Source organism: Arthrobacter agilis, from assembly GCF_006494655.1.
GTDB lineage: Bacteria > Actinomycetota > Actinomycetes > Actinomycetales > Micrococcaceae > Arthrobacter_D > Arthrobacter_D agilis.
This window is the reverse complement of sequence record NZ_VHIM01000006.1, coordinates 113,635-128,236: the sequence shown is the minus strand read 5'-3', so window position 1 is coordinate 128,236 and position 14,602 is coordinate 113,635. Positions and strand designations below refer to the sequence as shown.

Below are 14,602 nucleotides of genomic sequence, written 5' to 3'. Positions count from 1 at the left end.
ATCGCCAGCAGCCCCGACGGACGGGATCCGCCGGGGCTGCTGTCTGCTCAGGAGACGGGGCGAGTACTGACGCTCGGCGCGTGCTGCGGCGGTTCCGGGATATGGATGTTGCCGGTGACGACCCCGCCTGTCATGACCCCGCCGGTGGGGGAGTCGCCCGTCGGCGCGTCGTGCTCCTCGCCGGAAGCGTCTCCCCTTCGGCCCGTCCCCGTCTCCACCGCGGCGCGGGTGCCGGCTGCCGCCGAGGCGGGTGCCGGGTGTTCGTCGTCGTGCCTCCGCAGGCGCAAAGCGACGTCGTGGGCGAAGGGTCGTTGCTCCGGGTCCCTCGCCGTCATCCTGCTGAGGAGCTCGCTCCAGTCGGGGCCGAGGGAGTCCGGCACCTCCGGGTCGCGCAGGAGGCGTGCGAGAGCCGCCTCCACCACCGGCCCGGGAAATGCCTTCTCGCCGGTGAGGCATTCGAGGAGCACCAGGCCCAGCGAATAGATGTCGCTCCGTTCGTCCAGCGAGTCACCCTTGGCCTGTTCGGGGCTGAGGTAGTTCGCCGTCCCGATCGTTGCTCCGACCGCCGTCGCCATGGTGGCGTCGACCATGCGGGCGATACCGAAGTCGGTGAGTTTGGGGTAGAGGCGCGTGCCGTTGTCACCGCTGTGGAACATCAGGATGTTGGCAGGCTTCACGTCCCGGTGGACCACACCCTCGGAGTGGATGTAGGCGAGCGCGTCGGCCAGATCAGCGCCCAGCTGGGCCACGTCCTCCGCAGGTAGGGGACCGCGCTTGAGCAGGTGGCGGAGATCCTCGCCGTCCACGAGCTCCATCACCAGGAAGCCCGTGGTGCGTCCCTCCGGATCGACGTGCATCCCGGCATCGTGCAGCGTGACGAGACCAGGGTGATTGAGGGTGCTGAGCAGCATCGTCTCGGTGTGCTGGCGTCGGTAGTTGTCGTCGTCGGCCGTGGTCGGATTGAACACCTTGACGGCGACGTCCCTGCCGAGATTGTGGTCGGTGGCCCGGTAGACCGACGCGGCCCCGCCGACGCCCAGCAGGGCCGTGGTCTGGTAGCGGTCAGCAAGGAGCACATCCATGGGTGTCCTCCCCTGACAGGTTGTGATGGCGATCGTCGACGAGCCCCACAGTAAGGCCGCTGATCATTGTCGAGTATAGCCTCGCTCCACGCCCGGACCAGGGTTACCGGCCACCCTTTACCGAAGCTTGATCTGACGACGCCGGCCGAGGAAATCGATCGCCGCGTCCTTGAAGGCACGGGATGTGATCGCGTTCGCGTGATTCCTGTCCGGCAGCAGGAGCACCTGTGCATCCGGCGCCCATTGCTCGAGGTCGTCGATCCCGTGCGCGTACGTGTCCTGATCGCCGGCCACCAGGAGGAGGGGCATCCCGGGTACGGCCGCATGCGCGTCGAAGGGTTCCACCTTGATGGCCGAGACCATCGCCAGGAGCGACGGAAGATCGTGGTGTGGAACCGCTCGGGCCATCCGGAGGAGATCGGCTGTGGTGGGGTCGGCCGGGGGAGGCCCACCGGCAAGCAGGCGCTCCGCGCCCTCGAGATCGAAGGAGGCCAGGGGATCAGCGGTGCCCGGGCCGCCGAGCACCATCCGGCGGACCAGGTCCGGCTGGGTGGCCCCGAATTCCCATGCCAGGCGCGAGCCCAGGGAGTACCCGATCACATCGACGCCGGACGTCGGTTCACCCTCGGTGAGGGGGACAACGCGTTCGTCGGCGAGGGACTGCAGGATGTCCGCGCGCATCCGGCTGGGCCGGTAGGCGCCTGCGTCCTCGGGAGCCGTGCTGGTCCCGTGGGCGGGGAGGTCGATCATGACGACGGCGCGCCCGGCCTCGTTGAGCGCACGCACCCACCCCGTGTCCTGCCAGTTCCGGGCGGACGACGAGCCGAAGCCGTGCAGGAGCAGGACCGGCGGGAGTGGGGCGGGCTCGTGCGGATCGCTCCGCATGATCGACAGTCCCGGCTCGATTCCCTCGACAGGGCTGGTGGCGTGGAGATCCATGCGCCTCATCGTAGGGGTGGCAGAGACATGTGCACCATTGGACACATCCCCGCCGTGCGACCCTTGCGGGCCGACGCCTGTGACTTTAGACACTCCTGCGCCCGTGGGCAACCCATCCGTCCCGTGAATCGTGTCCGCGCGTGCGGTACGAGCCCGCGGATCATTCGGGCCCGCTCTTCCGGGAAGAGGTTTTCGTGAGTTATAGTCATTTCGACCTTAACAATCGTCACGAGCCGGAAGGCTGACATGTACGGATCAGCCAACGTCTCGGAGCGCCAGGCGCAGCCTCCTGCGCTCGCGATCTCGACCGTCATCTTCGCCCTGCGCAGGGACGAGGCCGCGGGCAGGGACGAGATCTGGCTCCCGCTCGTGCGGCGCATCCGGCAGCCGCACCTCGGGAAGTGGGCCCTCCCGGGGGGCCCGCTCGACGGTCGGGAATCGCTGCAGGACGCGGCGGCACGACATCTGCGCGACACCACCGATCTGGAGCCCACGTATCTCGAGCAGCTGTACGCGTTCGGTGGGCTGGACCGCGCTGCCACCCAGCGGCTCGTCTCGATCGTGTACTGGGCCCTCGTCAGACCGGACCAGGCCGACCTCGCACGGGCGTCGGAGAACGTGCGGTGGTTCAGGGCGTCGGAGGTCGACGGACTCGCCTTCGATCACGACGACATCGTCGCCTATGCACTCGGTCGACTCCGCGGCAAGGTCGAGTACGGTGCCGTCGCCTACCACTTCCTCGGAGAACGCTTCACGCTCACGCAGCTGAGGGGCGTCTACGAGGCGGTGCTGGACCGGCAGCTCGACCCTGCCAACTTCCGTCGCCAGCTCCGCTCCGCGAAGGACATCGTCCCCACCGACGAAGTGCTCCAGGGCGGGCGGAACCGGCCCCCGCGGCTGTACCGCTACAGCGGGGACCGGCCGGAAACGCCGCCCGTCGCCGGGAATCGCCCGGGCACCACCTCCACCTCCACCCCACATGCCTCACGCGCCCGGTAGGGCCTTCAGCAGGGAGAACCACGTGTCCATCAGCACAGCCATCGAGCTCATCTCCCGCGAGGATGCTGAGGCGGCCCGGCCCGCCTCGGTCTGCTCGCCGCAACTCGCCCAGGCCCCGTGGGCCTTCGACGCGATGCCCCTGCCCGGGTACGGGCCCGGTGCATCGATGAACGACACCGCGCCCCCTGCGACACCACGGCAGGGCGAGCTGCCGGAGGAGTACCGCACGGCCTCGGACGACGAGCTCGACCGCCGGATCCTCACCGCCAAGGCGACACTCGGCGACTCGGTGGTGATTCTCGGACACTTCTACCAGCGCGACGAAGTGGTGCGCTACGCGGATTTCGTCGGCGACAGCTACCAGCTCGCGCGTGCCGCCACCGAGCGACCCGACGCCGAGGCGATCGTGTTCTGCGGCGTGCACTTCATGGCCGAGACGGCGGACATCCTCTCCACCCCCGCTCAGCGGGTCATCCTGCCGAATCTCGCCGCCGGCTGCTCCATGGCGGACATGGCGGACATCGACTCGGTCTCCGAGTGCTGGGACCAGCTGACGGCCCTGCTCGGCTCCGACCCCGACGCCGACGGGCGCCTGCCGGTGATCCCCGTGACCTACATGAACTCGTCGGCGGCGTTGAAGGCGTTCTGCGGCGACCACGGCGGGATCGTCTGCACCTCCTCGAATGCGGCGGCCGTGCTCCGGTGGGCGTTCGAACGCGGTCAGCGCGTCCTCTTCTTCCCGGACCAGCACCTCGGCCGGAACACGGCCAAGGCCATGGGGGTGCCGCTCGAGCGGATGCCGATGTGGAACCCGCGGAAGAACCTGGGCGGCAACGACGAGCAGGCGCTGCAGGACTCCCGCGTGATCCTCTGGCACGGGTTCTGCTCCGTCCACAAGCGTTTCAGCGTGGCGCAGATCGACAAGGCCCGGGCCGACCATCCCGCCGTCCGCGTGATCGTGCACCCCGAGTGCCCGATGCCCGTCGTCGACGCGGCTGACGAGGCCGGCTCGACCGACTACATCAGGAAGGCGATCGACGCCGCAGCGCCGGGCAGCACGTTCGCGATCGGTACCGAGATCAACATGGTGAACCGCCTGGCCGCGCAGTACCCGCAGCACACCATCTTCTGCCTCGATCCGGTCATCTGCCCCTGTTCCACCATGTACCGCATCCATCCCGGGTACCTGGCGTGGGTCCTCGAGGGGCTCGTGGACGGGCGGGTGGAGAACCGGATCACGGTACCCGACGGCGTCGCGGACTCTGCGAGGGTGGCGCTCGACCGCATGCTTGCGGTCCGGCCCTGATGCGCCGGCCGACGGACGGCGGGACGACGCAGCACCGGCGCACCGTCGTTGTGGGAGCAGGGATCGCGGGACTGCAGACGGTCCTCGCGTTGCGGCGCCTCGATCCCGACGCCGAGGTGGTCCTCGTGTCGAAGACCTCGCTGGCCGAGAGCAACACGCGGTACGCGCAGGGCGGGATCGCCGCCGTCGTACCGCCGGCGGCAGGTGGGAACGAGGCTGCGGGCGGGCAGGACTCGGTGGCCGCGCATGTCGCCGACACGCTCGTCGCCGGCGCGGGTCTCTCCGATGCCACCGCTGCCGCCGTGCTGTGCGCCGGTGCGGCCGACGCGATCGCGGGACTCGAGCGGGACGGCGTCGTGTTCGACCGCACCGAGGACGGGCGCGAGCCCGCGCGGGGTCGCGAAGCCGCGCACTCGGCCCCGAGGATCCTGCATCTCGGCGGTGATGCCACGGGCGCGGGGCTGGTCGCCACCCTCACGGCTGCCGTCCGCGACGATCCCGGCGTCCGCATCCTGGAAGACACCGTCGTCGCACGGATCCTGCAGTCCTACGGCCACGGCCAGAGGCGCGCCGTAGGTGTCGCGCTGGTGTCGGGCGCCGGGGCGTGGGACCTCGCGGCGGACGCCGTCGTCCTCGCGACGGGGGGAGCAGGACAACTGTTCGCCCACACCACCAACCCCGCCATCGCCACCGGCGACGGCGTGGCGCTGGCCTGGCAGGCGGGCGCGGCCGTCGCCGACCTGGAGTTCTTCCAGTTCCATCCCACGGCGCTCGATGTCCCGGGTCATCCACTCATCTCGGAGGCCGTGCGGGGGGAGGGCGCCCTCCTCGTCGGCGCCGACGGGCAGCCCTTCATGCGCCACCACCACCCGGACGGCGACCTCGCGCCCCGTGACGTCGTCTCCCGCGGGATCGCCACCCACCTGATGCGCGACGCCGGCGTGCCCGGGCCCGGGCCGCTCGACGACCCCCCGCGGACGGCGGTGTACCTCGATGCCACGGCGCTGGGCGCTCCGTTCCTCGCCCGGCGCTTCCCCTCCCTGTCGGCGCTCACCTCCCGCCATGGCTTTGACTGGGCGGCGCACCCCGTTCCCGTGGTCCCTGCCGCCCACTACTGGATGGGCGGCGTCTGCACGGACACGGACGGCCGCACATCGGTCCCCGGGCTCTTCGCCGTCGGCGAGGTGGCGCGCACGGGCGTCCACGGCGCCAACCGCCTCGCCTCGAACAGCCTGCTCGAGGCCGTGGTCTTCGCGGACCGGTGCGCTGCGGCGATCGCCTCGGGCGTGCAGCGCACACCCGTGTTCGACGTCGAACCCCTGGACCTGGACGCGGCGGCAGCGCCCACGCAGTCCTTCACACGCCGCGACCTGCAGCACCTGATGTCCGATCACGCCGGGGTCCTGCGGACCGGGGCCGGGCTCGGCCTGGCTGCCAAGCACCTCGCGTCCTACCGGGCCGCAGACGATGCCGAGCTCGCCAACCTCCTGCTCTGCGCGCGGCTGCTCGTGCATGCGGCGCTCCACCGGCCGGACTCCTGCGGGGCGCACTTCCGCGTGGACCGTGCGGCCGGGCCGGAGGGCCCTCCCGCACCGAGCATGTTCTACGTCCGAGCCACCGAAGGAGCCGCATGACGTACCCAGCCAGCCCCCCGGCCGGTCTCCCGCAGCAGCCAGCCGGCACAGCGGGTCCCGTCGCGGAGCGGATGGACGTGGCCGTCCGCTCCCGCCCACCCCAGCACCTGATCGATGCCATCGTGTCCGCGGCGCTCGCCGAGGATGCTCCGTGGGGCGACCTCACGTGCCAGGCGCTCATCGGCCCGGACCTCCGCGCAGCCGCGACCATCACGGCCCGGGAGTCCGGCGTGCTCTGCGGTACCCCGGCGGTCGAGGCCGCCATGCGCCTGACGGACCCGCGCATCAGTGTCCGCTTCCCGCTGGCCGACGGCGCCTCCTTCACCGCGGGGGACGTCCTGGCCGAACTCGCCGGCCCGGCAGCGGGCATCCTCACGGCCGAGCGCACCGCGCTCAACATCCTGCAGCGGCTCAGCGGGATCGCGGCCATGACGCAGGCGTTCGTGCGCGAGGTCGAGGGGACGGGGGCACGCGTGGCCGACACCCGCAAGACCACCCCCGGCCTGCGGGTGCTGGAGCGTTGGGCCGTGCGGTGCGGAGGCGGCGCGAACCACCGCTCGAGCCTGTCGGACGCCGTGATGGTCAAGGACAACCACCTGGCCCTGCTCTCCGTCGACGGGCCCGAGGCACTCACGGCCGCCCTGCGTGCGGCCCGCGCGCGCCTGCCGCACACCGTCCACCTCGAGGTGGAGGTGGACCGCCTCGACCAGATCGAGGCGGTCCTGGCTGCCGGTGTGGATACCGTGATGCTCGACAACTTCTCGCTGGACGACCTCCGGGAGGGTGTGCGGCGCATCGACGGCAGGGCGATCGTCGAGGCCAGCGGGAACGTCCGCCTCGACACGATCGCCGCGATCGCTGCCACCGGCGTCGATGTCATCTCCGCGGGCGCCCTGACCCACAGCGTCCGGTCCCTCGATCTCGGCCTCGACGTGCCGCCCCGCGGGGCCGAGGGCGGGGGAGCCACGCATGATCTATCTTGATGCCGCTGCCACCGCCCCCGTGCGGCGTGAGGTCCTCGAGGAGATGTGGCCGATCCTCACCTCGACGTTCGGCAACCCCTCCAGCCACCACGCGATCGGTGAAGCGGCGGCGCGTGCATTCGAGGACGCGCGCCGCCGCATCGCATCCCTGCTCGGCTGCCGCCCGGGGGAGATCATCTTCACCTCCGGCGGCACCGAGGCGAACAACCTCGCGCTGAAGGGGATGGCGCTGGCACGTCCCCGCGGCCGCCACATCGTGACCAGCACGATCGAGCATCCGGCCGTGACCGAGGTGCTGGCCTATCTGCGGGAGTTCCACGGATTCCGGATCACGGCGGTCCCGGTGACCCCGGCCGGAGTCGTCACACCCGAGGCGGTCGCGGCGGTCCTGGAACGGGACACCACGCTCTGCACGGTCATGTACGCGAACAACGAGGTCGGTACGGTGCAGGACGTCGCCGCTCTCGCGGAGGTCTGCCGACGGAGCGGCGTCCCCTTCCATACCGACGCCGTCCAGGCGGCCGGATGGTGCAGCCTGGACGTCGACCGGCTGGGGCTCACCGCGCTCAGCATCTCGGGGCACAAGCTCGGGACGCCGAAGGGGATCGGAGCACTCTACCTCCGGGCCGGCACACCCTGCGAAGCGGTCCTGCACGGTGGGGGACAGGAGCGCGGGCGCAGGTCGGGGACCGAGAACGTGGCGGGTGCGGTGGGGCTGGCGCGCGCACTGGAACTGGCCCGGGCGGCTCTGCCGGAGGCCGCGGACGAGGCGGGGCGGGGATGGGACGCGCTCGCCGCAGGCGTCCTCGACGGGTTGCCGGAGGCCGTCGTCACCGGGCACACCGGTCAGTCAGGGCACTCGGGGACGAGGCTGCCGAACCTCATGTCCTTCTGCTTCCCGGGCGTGAGCGGCGAGGCCGTGCTGCTCGAACTCGAACGTCGCGGGATCGTCTGCTCCAGCGGGTCCGCTTGCGCGGCGGGGTCCTCCGAGCCCTCGGCCGTCCTGCTGGCCCTCGGCCTCGACGCGGAGACCGCGCTGAGCGCCGTCCGGCTCTCCTGGACGCGGGACGTGCGTTCCGGCGACCTGGCGGCGGTCGCCGACGCCGTGGTCTCCTCGGTGCGGGCTGTCCGTGGACTCGGCGTGGCCCCCCGCGGAACCACCCTTACGGATGCCTAGACTGACAGCACCGAAAGGCGCGACGGGAGGAACACCATGACACGATCCGCTCCGGGGTCCCGCGGGCTGCCGCGGGTGCCGGCCGCGATCACGGCGGCAGTCGTCGCCTTGCTGCTCCTGACCTCCTGCACGGTGACCGACGGCGGCGGCGACGCCGCGCCCTCGGCACCGCGTCCGGCAGGGCAGTCACCCACCGCCGAACCGGGCGATGACCCGACGGTCGCCCCGCTCCGCGAAGCACGCGACGGCTGGAAGGTCTTCACGGACCCGGGACGCCTCGTCAGTTTCGAACTGCCGCAGGAGTGGGTGGTCCAGCCCCTGGAGACGCAGCCCGGTGCCTATGCTCCGGATTCCCTGCACTATGCGGTCCGCACCCCCGACGGCGTGACCACCGCCGAGCTGCACACCGGGATCCTCACAGCGGATGAGCCCTGCCCCGAGGTCGACCTCACGCCCTACGCCGTCATCGGCAGCGAACCGCTGGTGCTGACCGATCAGCCCGCAGCCGACGACGGTATCGAGCCACGCTTCGTCGTCCGGCTCATCACGGGATTCCGGTTCTTCGGCGCCTACGGCATCACGGATCAGGTGGGTGGCCCGGAGGGCCTGGCATGCTCGCTGTCGAACACCGTCCAGGGCAACGAGGAACTGGGCAGGGTCAGCTTCGGCGACCTCGAGGTCCTCGCCCCGAAGGCACCGGCCAACACCGGCCCGCAGACCGTCACCTTCGGCACCATCGGCGAGGCGGAGGAGTACTACAAGACGCCGGAGTTCGCGACGATCCGCGAGATGATCAGTTCGGTCCGCATCGCTCCGTCCCCCGAGGGCTAGGACGCACGCGCCTGCTGCAGCTCACCGAAGTCCAGGCCGGTGAGCTCGGCGCTGCGGTTCCACAGCCGCGTCGCGACGTCGCGGTCCAGGACCCGTGGCACGGGCGCCACGAGACGTGGTGCCCCGCGCGTCTCGCCAGGACCGGAAGGACCGTAGTGGTCACCGCCCGAGACGTCCGGAGCCGTCGCAGCATAGAGCGTCGGCAGGGCACCGGCGGCATCGGACTGCCCCATGAATCGCAGGAACCCCGCGAAGACGTCCAGCACGGCAGGGGCCTTCATGCCGGCGGTCAGGTTCGTGTTGGCCAGGCCGGGGTGGGCCGCGACGGAGGTGAGGTCCCAGCCGGCAGCACGCGCACGCCGGTCGAGCTCCACCATGAAGTAGAGGTTCGCGATCTTGCTCTGCCCGTACGCACTCCATCGCCGGTAGCCGCGCTCGGACTGCAGATCCGAGAAATCGATGCGGCCCCGCTTGTGCGCCAGGCTCGAGAGCGTCACCACCCGGGCAGTGCCCGCGTCGCGGAGGTTCGGCAGCAACAGCCCGGTGAGCGCGAAGTGACCGAGGTGGTTGGTGCCGAACTGCAGTTCGAACCCGTCATCGGTCGTCCCCTTGGGTGTCGCCATGATCCCGGCGTTGTTGATGAGCAGGTGGAGCGGCTCGACGACGGTCGCCGCGAACGCGCGGACGGATGCCAGACTCGCCAGGTCCAGCACCCGCATCTTCACCTCGGTGCTGCCGGAGAGCGAGCGGACCTTCTGCTCGGCGTCACGTCCCCGCTGCTCGTGCCGGCAGGCGAGCACCACGTGTGCCCCCTTCCTGGCCAGCGCGACGGCGGTCTGCAGGCCGAGCCCGCTGTTGGCTCCCGTGATGACCACGCGCCTACCCGTCTGGTCGCCGATCGAGTCCGCGGTGAAGTCACTCATGGCATGTCCTCTCGTGCTGGTGCGTCCTGCCGCCCGGTCGGTACCCGCCGGCGTCGACGATCGGAGCCCACGCACCAGCATAGAGTTGGGGACGAACCAACCGACTATCCGGAGCAACGAATCATGCAGCGCACTGTTTCCGCCGAACTCGGAGCAACGACCACAGCCGGCACGGAGGTGGTGCTCTCGGTGGCCGTCGCCGACCCGCAGGGGTACGAGGCCGTCGTCGAGGATCTGAGCGTGCTCGTCGACGGCCGGCGGGTCACCGTCGAGGAACGGCAGGACCGCGACGGGACGCGTCTGCATTTCCTCACCACCGAGGATGCCGCCCGCCTGGAGATCCGGTACCACGCCACGGTGACGGGAGCGGCGGCTCCGGCACCCGGGGACCCCCTTGATCTGGTGCGGTACGTGCGGCCGAGCCGCTACTGCGAATCCGACCGGATCCTCCCGACCGCCTACGCGCAGTTCCCGGACCTCACAGGAGCGGATCTCGCCCGGGCCGTGCGCGACTGGGTGGCGGCCGAACTCTCCTACGTGTCCGGGTCCTCGCGGTTCACGGACGGCGCCGTCGATACGCTCCTGTCACGCAGGGGTGTGTGCCGCGACTATGCGCACCTCGTGATCGCCCTGCTGCGTGCCCGTGACGTGCCGGCCAGGCTCGTGTCCGTGTATGCGCCGGGTCTCAGCCCGATGGACTTCCATGCCGTCGTGGAGGCGTGGGTCGACGGCGCATGGCTGCTGCTGGATGCCACGGGACTCGCCCCCAGATCCTCCATGCTGAGGATCGCCACGGGGCGGGACGCGACGGACACGTCCTTCCTGTCCACGGTAGGCGGACAGCTCACCCTCACGAACCTGTCCGTGACGGCGACGGTGGACTCACTGCCGTTCGAGCGCGGCGGGGACCTGACCCTGCACTGATCCTCCTGCCGGCTCCCGGCCGTCCGCGGTGGGATCCGGGACAGCGGGCCACGGGTCAGGAATCCAAAAAGGCGTTGATCTTGTCCGTGAGCGCCTTCAGCTGGTCCATCTCGTCAGGATCGAGGACGGGCGCGAGGACGTCCTGGATCCTGTGGACGTGGCTGGAGCCGATCTGCCGCTGCAGAGCCCGGCCCTCCTCGGTCAGCGCCAGTTCGACGCCGCGCTGATCGTTCCGGGCCGGTCGCTTCACCAGGAGGTTCTTCGCCTCCAGGCGGTCCACCATGCGGCTCAGACTGGGCTGGCTGATGAGCAGGTGGTGGTTGAGCTCGTTCAGTCTCGTCCACCCCGTCGGGCAGCGGCTGAGGTTGAACAGGACGTCGTACTCACCGATGGGGAGCTCCCGGAAGACGGGATCCTGGCGGATACGCCGCATGACGCCGACCTGGGCGCGGAAGAGGGACTCCCAGGTCTCGGACGATTGGCGCACCGAGGGGAGCGGTCGGCTCTCCCCACCCGGCGTTTCCTGCGCCGTCGCGGCGACTGGCTGCTCAGCCATGATGTGCCCTGGCCTTCTGCCGATCAGCTCGGCATGTAGATGCATTTGCATCTATTGTACGACGTCGCGGCTAGCGGGTGCGGCTGTCCGTCGCTGTGGCGCCGACCCGCCGCAGGGCGCGATCCTCGCGTCGACCCTCGACGAGGTGGTAGAGAACGGGGACGAGGACCAGCGTGAGCGCCGTGGAGGACACGAGCCCGCCGATCACGACGACGGCCAGTGGCTGGGAGATGAAGCCACCCTCCCCGGTGAGTCCGAGGGCCATCGGCGTCAGGGCGAAGATCGTCGCGAGAGCGGTCATGAGGATCGGCCGGAGTCGCCGGCGCGCGCCCTCGCGGATGGCTTCTGCGACGCGTAGGCCGGGTACGCCGTCCCGCGGGAGGCGGTACTGGTTGATGAGGTCGATCAGGACGATCGCGTTGGTCACCACGATGCCCACCAGCATCAGCATCCCGATGAGGGACGGCAGCCCGAGGGGGATGCCGGTGATCAGCAGCAGGGCGATGGCTCCGGTGGCCGCGAACGGGATGGACACGAGCAGGATCAGGGGCTGCACGAGACTCTTGAACGTCGCGACCATGATGACGTAGACGATCGCGACGGCTGCCCACAGTGCCAGGAAGAGCTGGTCGAATGACTCGGCCTGCTGACTGGACGCGCCGCCCACGGTCGCGGTGGCGCTAGCCGGAAGGTCGATGCCCTCGAGCCGCTCGTTCACCGCCGTCGTCAGGGTCCCGAGGTCGTCGCCCGACGGCGTGATGGAGACGCGGGCGGTCCGCTGACCGTTCGAACTGGTCACCGAGAGAGGTACCTGGACTTCCTGGACCGATGCGACATCGGTGAGCGGGACGGGACCCTCCGCCGTCGGGACCCGCAGGTCACGAAGTTGTCCGAGGCTCGTGATCGGCGTTCCCTCGCCGATGAGGACCGGGTAGTCCTGCGCGTCGAAGCGGACCGAGCCGGCGGGCACGGGACTGATGCTTCCTCCGAGGAGACCGGCGATCTGGCCCTCCGTGAGACCGGCGGCGACCGCCGCCGAGCGGTCGACGTCGATCTGTACCTGTGGTTGGGCCGAGGACAGGTTGCTCGTGACCTCGCCGGCGCCGTCGAGCCCGGCCATGCCCTCCAGCACGGCCGCATTCGCCGCTTCCAGGTCCTCCGCCACGGGCGCCGTGATGTCGACGTCGATGGTGCTGGACGTGCCGAACCCGCCCTGCTGGCTCGAGAGCGAGAAGGTTCCCGCGTCAGTGAGGTCCTCGAGGTAGTCGCGGACCGACGCCTGGAGTGCTTCCTGGTCGGCCTCCTCGTCCGTGGTGACGGTGAACGTCGCCACGGATGCGCCGCCGGAGAACTGGGCGGCGAAGCCGCCCTCCGCGTTCCCGACGGTGAGTTGGATGTCGCGCACTTCCGGAGTTGCGGCAAGGATCTCCTCGGTCCGGGCTGCGGCCTCCGTGGTCGTGGCGAGGCTGGAGCCCGGTGCAAGGGTCTGGGTGAGCGAGAAGCTGTTCTGGCCGGAGCCGCTGAGGAGGTTCGTCGGCAGGAACGGCACCATGGCAGCGGTGGCACCGAGGACGATCACCCCGCTGATGAGGGTGATCACCGGGTGCCGCTGGGTGCCGGAGAGGATGGGCAGGTAGCCGCGCTGCAGGAACGAGGCGCGCTCCGGGACGGCTGAGGCGGCTGCGGCGCCCGTGGCCTCGCCCTCGGTCGCCGCTGCGTGGCGGGCGCCGCTCCGGCCTGCCGGTGCGGTGCGCGGCAGGAACCAGAAGGCGAGTACCGGGACGATGGTCAGGGAGACCGCGAGCGATGCGAGGAGTGCTATCCCCGTGGTCACGGCGAACGGCCGGAACAGCTCGCCCGCGAGACCGCCGACGAAGGCGATCGGGGCGAACACCGCCACCGTGGTGAGCGTCGAGGCCGTGATGGCACCCGCGACCTCGCGCACGGCCGTGAGGATCGCCTCGCGCTTCTCCTCCCCGTAGCCCAGATGGCGCTTGATGTTCTCGATCACCACGATCGAATCGTCGACAACCCGCCCGATCGCGATCGTCAGGGCGCCGAGCGTCAGCAGGTTCAGGGAGTACCCCGCGGCGTAGAGCCCGATGAACGTGATGAGCAGGGAGAGCGGGATGGAGATGGCGGTCACGAGCGTCGAACGCACCGAGAGCAGGAAGATCAGGATGATGAGGACGGCGAAGCCGAGACCGAGAATGCCCTCGGTGGTGAGGTCGTCGATACTGCGCTCGATGAAGGGCGCCTGGTCGAAGATCACGGTGATGTCGGCCGCGTCGCCGAGTTCGGCCTCGAGCTCGGGCACGAGCCCGACGATCTGCTGGGAGATCTCGACGGTGTCGCCGTCGGGCACCTTCGTGACCGTGAGCGCCAGGGTCTCGACGCCGTTGGTGCGCGTGACAGAGGTCGGCTCGTCATCGGTGAGACTCACGTCGGCGAGGTCACCGATCGTGGCCGCGGGACCGGTGGCGTTCTCGGCAGGGCCGTCCGCGGCGAGGACCGGGAGCGCCTCGATGTCCTCGAGCGAGCCGATGCGGCTGCCCGCCTCGATGGTGAGCGCTCGGGGGTCCTCCTCGAGAGTGCCGACGGGCAGCAGGGACCCGTTGTCCTCCAGCGTGCTCGTCAGGTCCGCGATGGTCAGCCCCGCGGCCCGGAGGGCGCCGTCGCGGGGGAGGATCGCCACGTGCTGCCGGGTCCCGCCCGAGACATCGGCCGTGCGCACGCCGTCGATCTTCTGGAGCCGGGGCACGGTCAGCCGGGTCAGCTCGCCATTCAGTTCGCTGAGCGAGCGATCGGAGGACACCGCCATGAAGACGATCGGCAGGTCGCTGATACTGCCGGCCAGCGCCTGCGGCTCGACGTCCTCCGGCAGCGACGGACGCACGGTCGAGATCGCGCGGTCCACCTGCGCCCTGGCACGGTCCAGATCGGTCCCGTAAGCGAACACGAGACTGATGGTCGAGACGCCCGTCCGTGAGGTGCTCGTCGACGAGTCGAGGCCCTCGACGCCGCTCAGCGCCGCTTCGAGCGGTTCGCTCACCTGCTGGTCGAGGTAGTTCGGCGAGGCGCCCGGCACGGTGGACAGCACCGTGATCTGCGGGAACTCGAGGGACGGGATGAGCTCCTGTTTGAGCGAACCGAGCGTGATCACGCCGAACACCGACGCGAGGATGGTGATCAACGCGATGAGCGCACGGTTGCCGAGGGAGAGCTGGGCCAGACGGAACACGAAACCT

The 14,602-nt window shown here is 70.3% G+C and carries 12 protein-coding genes; 7 read left to right on the top strand and 5 right to left on the bottom strand.

Annotated elements, in window-relative coordinates:
- Positions 1-47: 47 nt before the first annotated feature.
- Positions 48-1,082: a serine/threonine-protein kinase gene (locus FJV46_RS10850; protein WP_087027344.1), complete on the bottom strand. Its 1,035-nt coding sequence runs from the start codon at positions 1,080-1,082 to the stop codon at positions 48-50.
- A gap of 117 nt (positions 1,083-1,199) precedes the next feature.
- A complete protein-coding gene (locus tag FJV46_RS10845; protein WP_232008404.1) occupies positions 1,200-2,021 on the bottom strand; it encodes an alpha/beta fold hydrolase in 822 nt (273 codons plus the stop codon).
- A 246-nt stretch (positions 2,022-2,267) separates the two neighbouring features.
- On the opposite strand from FJV46_RS10845, the gene FJV46_RS10840 reads away from it, so the two are divergent.
- From FJV46_RS10840 to FJV46_RS10815, 6 genes are all read left to right on the top strand, one after another.
- Complete coding sequence (locus FJV46_RS10840) at positions 2,268-3,020, top strand: NUDIX hydrolase (RefSeq protein WP_087027349.1); 753 nt, start codon at positions 2,268-2,270, stop codon at positions 3,018-3,020.
- Positions 3,001-4,326 carry a quinolinate synthase NadA gene (nadA, locus tag FJV46_RS10835; protein WP_087027351.1) on the top strand — a complete coding sequence of 442 codons (1,326 nt, stop codon included), beginning with the start codon at positions 3,001-3,003 and terminating at the stop codon, positions 4,324-4,326. The genes FJV46_RS10840 and nadA overlap by 20 nt, the downstream gene beginning before the upstream one ends.
- Positions 4,326-5,960, top strand: coding sequence for an L-aspartate oxidase (gene nadB, locus FJV46_RS10830; protein WP_087027353.1), 1,635 nt, complete (start codon positions 4,326-4,328; stop codon positions 5,958-5,960). The genes nadA and nadB overlap by 1 nt, the downstream gene beginning before the upstream one ends.
- 71 nt (positions 5,961-6,031) lie before the next feature.
- Complete coding sequence (gene nadC / locus FJV46_RS10825) at positions 6,032-6,943, top strand: carboxylating nicotinate-nucleotide diphosphorylase (protein ID WP_158250130.1); 912 nt, start codon at positions 6,032-6,034, stop codon at positions 6,941-6,943.
- Complete coding sequence (locus FJV46_RS10820) at positions 6,930-8,120, top strand: cysteine desulfurase family protein (RefSeq protein WP_087027357.1); 1,191 nt, start codon at positions 6,930-6,932, stop codon at positions 8,118-8,120. Before nadC ends, FJV46_RS10820 begins: the two co-directional genes overlap by 14 nt.
- 36 nt (positions 8,121-8,156) lie before the next feature.
- Positions 8,157-8,951, top strand: coding sequence for a hypothetical protein (locus tag FJV46_RS10815; RefSeq protein WP_087027359.1), 795 nt, complete (start codon positions 8,157-8,159; stop codon positions 8,949-8,951).
- On the opposite strand, the gene FJV46_RS10810 is transcribed toward FJV46_RS10815, so the two are convergent.
- A complete protein-coding gene (locus FJV46_RS10810) occupies positions 8,948-9,874 on the bottom strand; it encodes an oxidoreductase (protein ID WP_087027361.1) in 927 nt (308 codons plus the stop codon). The two genes, FJV46_RS10815 and FJV46_RS10810, sit on opposite strands and share 4 nt — an antisense overlap.
- Positions 9,875-9,997: 123 nt before the next feature.
- Between FJV46_RS10810 and FJV46_RS10805 the strand changes: the two genes are divergently transcribed.
- Positions 9,998-10,798 (top strand): transglutaminase-like domain-containing protein, encoded by an 801-nt coding sequence (locus FJV46_RS10805; protein ID WP_087027363.1) that lies wholly within the window; start codon positions 9,998-10,000, stop codon positions 10,796-10,798.
- Between the two features lie 55 nt (positions 10,799-10,853).
- Here FJV46_RS10805 and FJV46_RS10800 read toward each other — a convergent pair whose 3' ends face one another.
- Both FJV46_RS10800 and FJV46_RS10795 read right to left on the bottom strand, forming a co-directional pair.
- Positions 10,854-11,354, bottom strand: coding sequence for a MarR family winged helix-turn-helix transcriptional regulator (locus FJV46_RS10800; protein ID WP_087027365.1), 501 nt, complete (start codon positions 11,352-11,354; stop codon positions 10,854-10,856).
- 70 nt (positions 11,355-11,424) lie between these two features.
- Entirely contained in the window at positions 11,425-14,595 is a 3,171-nt protein-coding gene (locus FJV46_RS10795; protein WP_087027367.1) for an efflux RND transporter permease subunit, read from the bottom strand.
- Positions 14,596-14,602 lie beyond the last annotated feature (7 nt).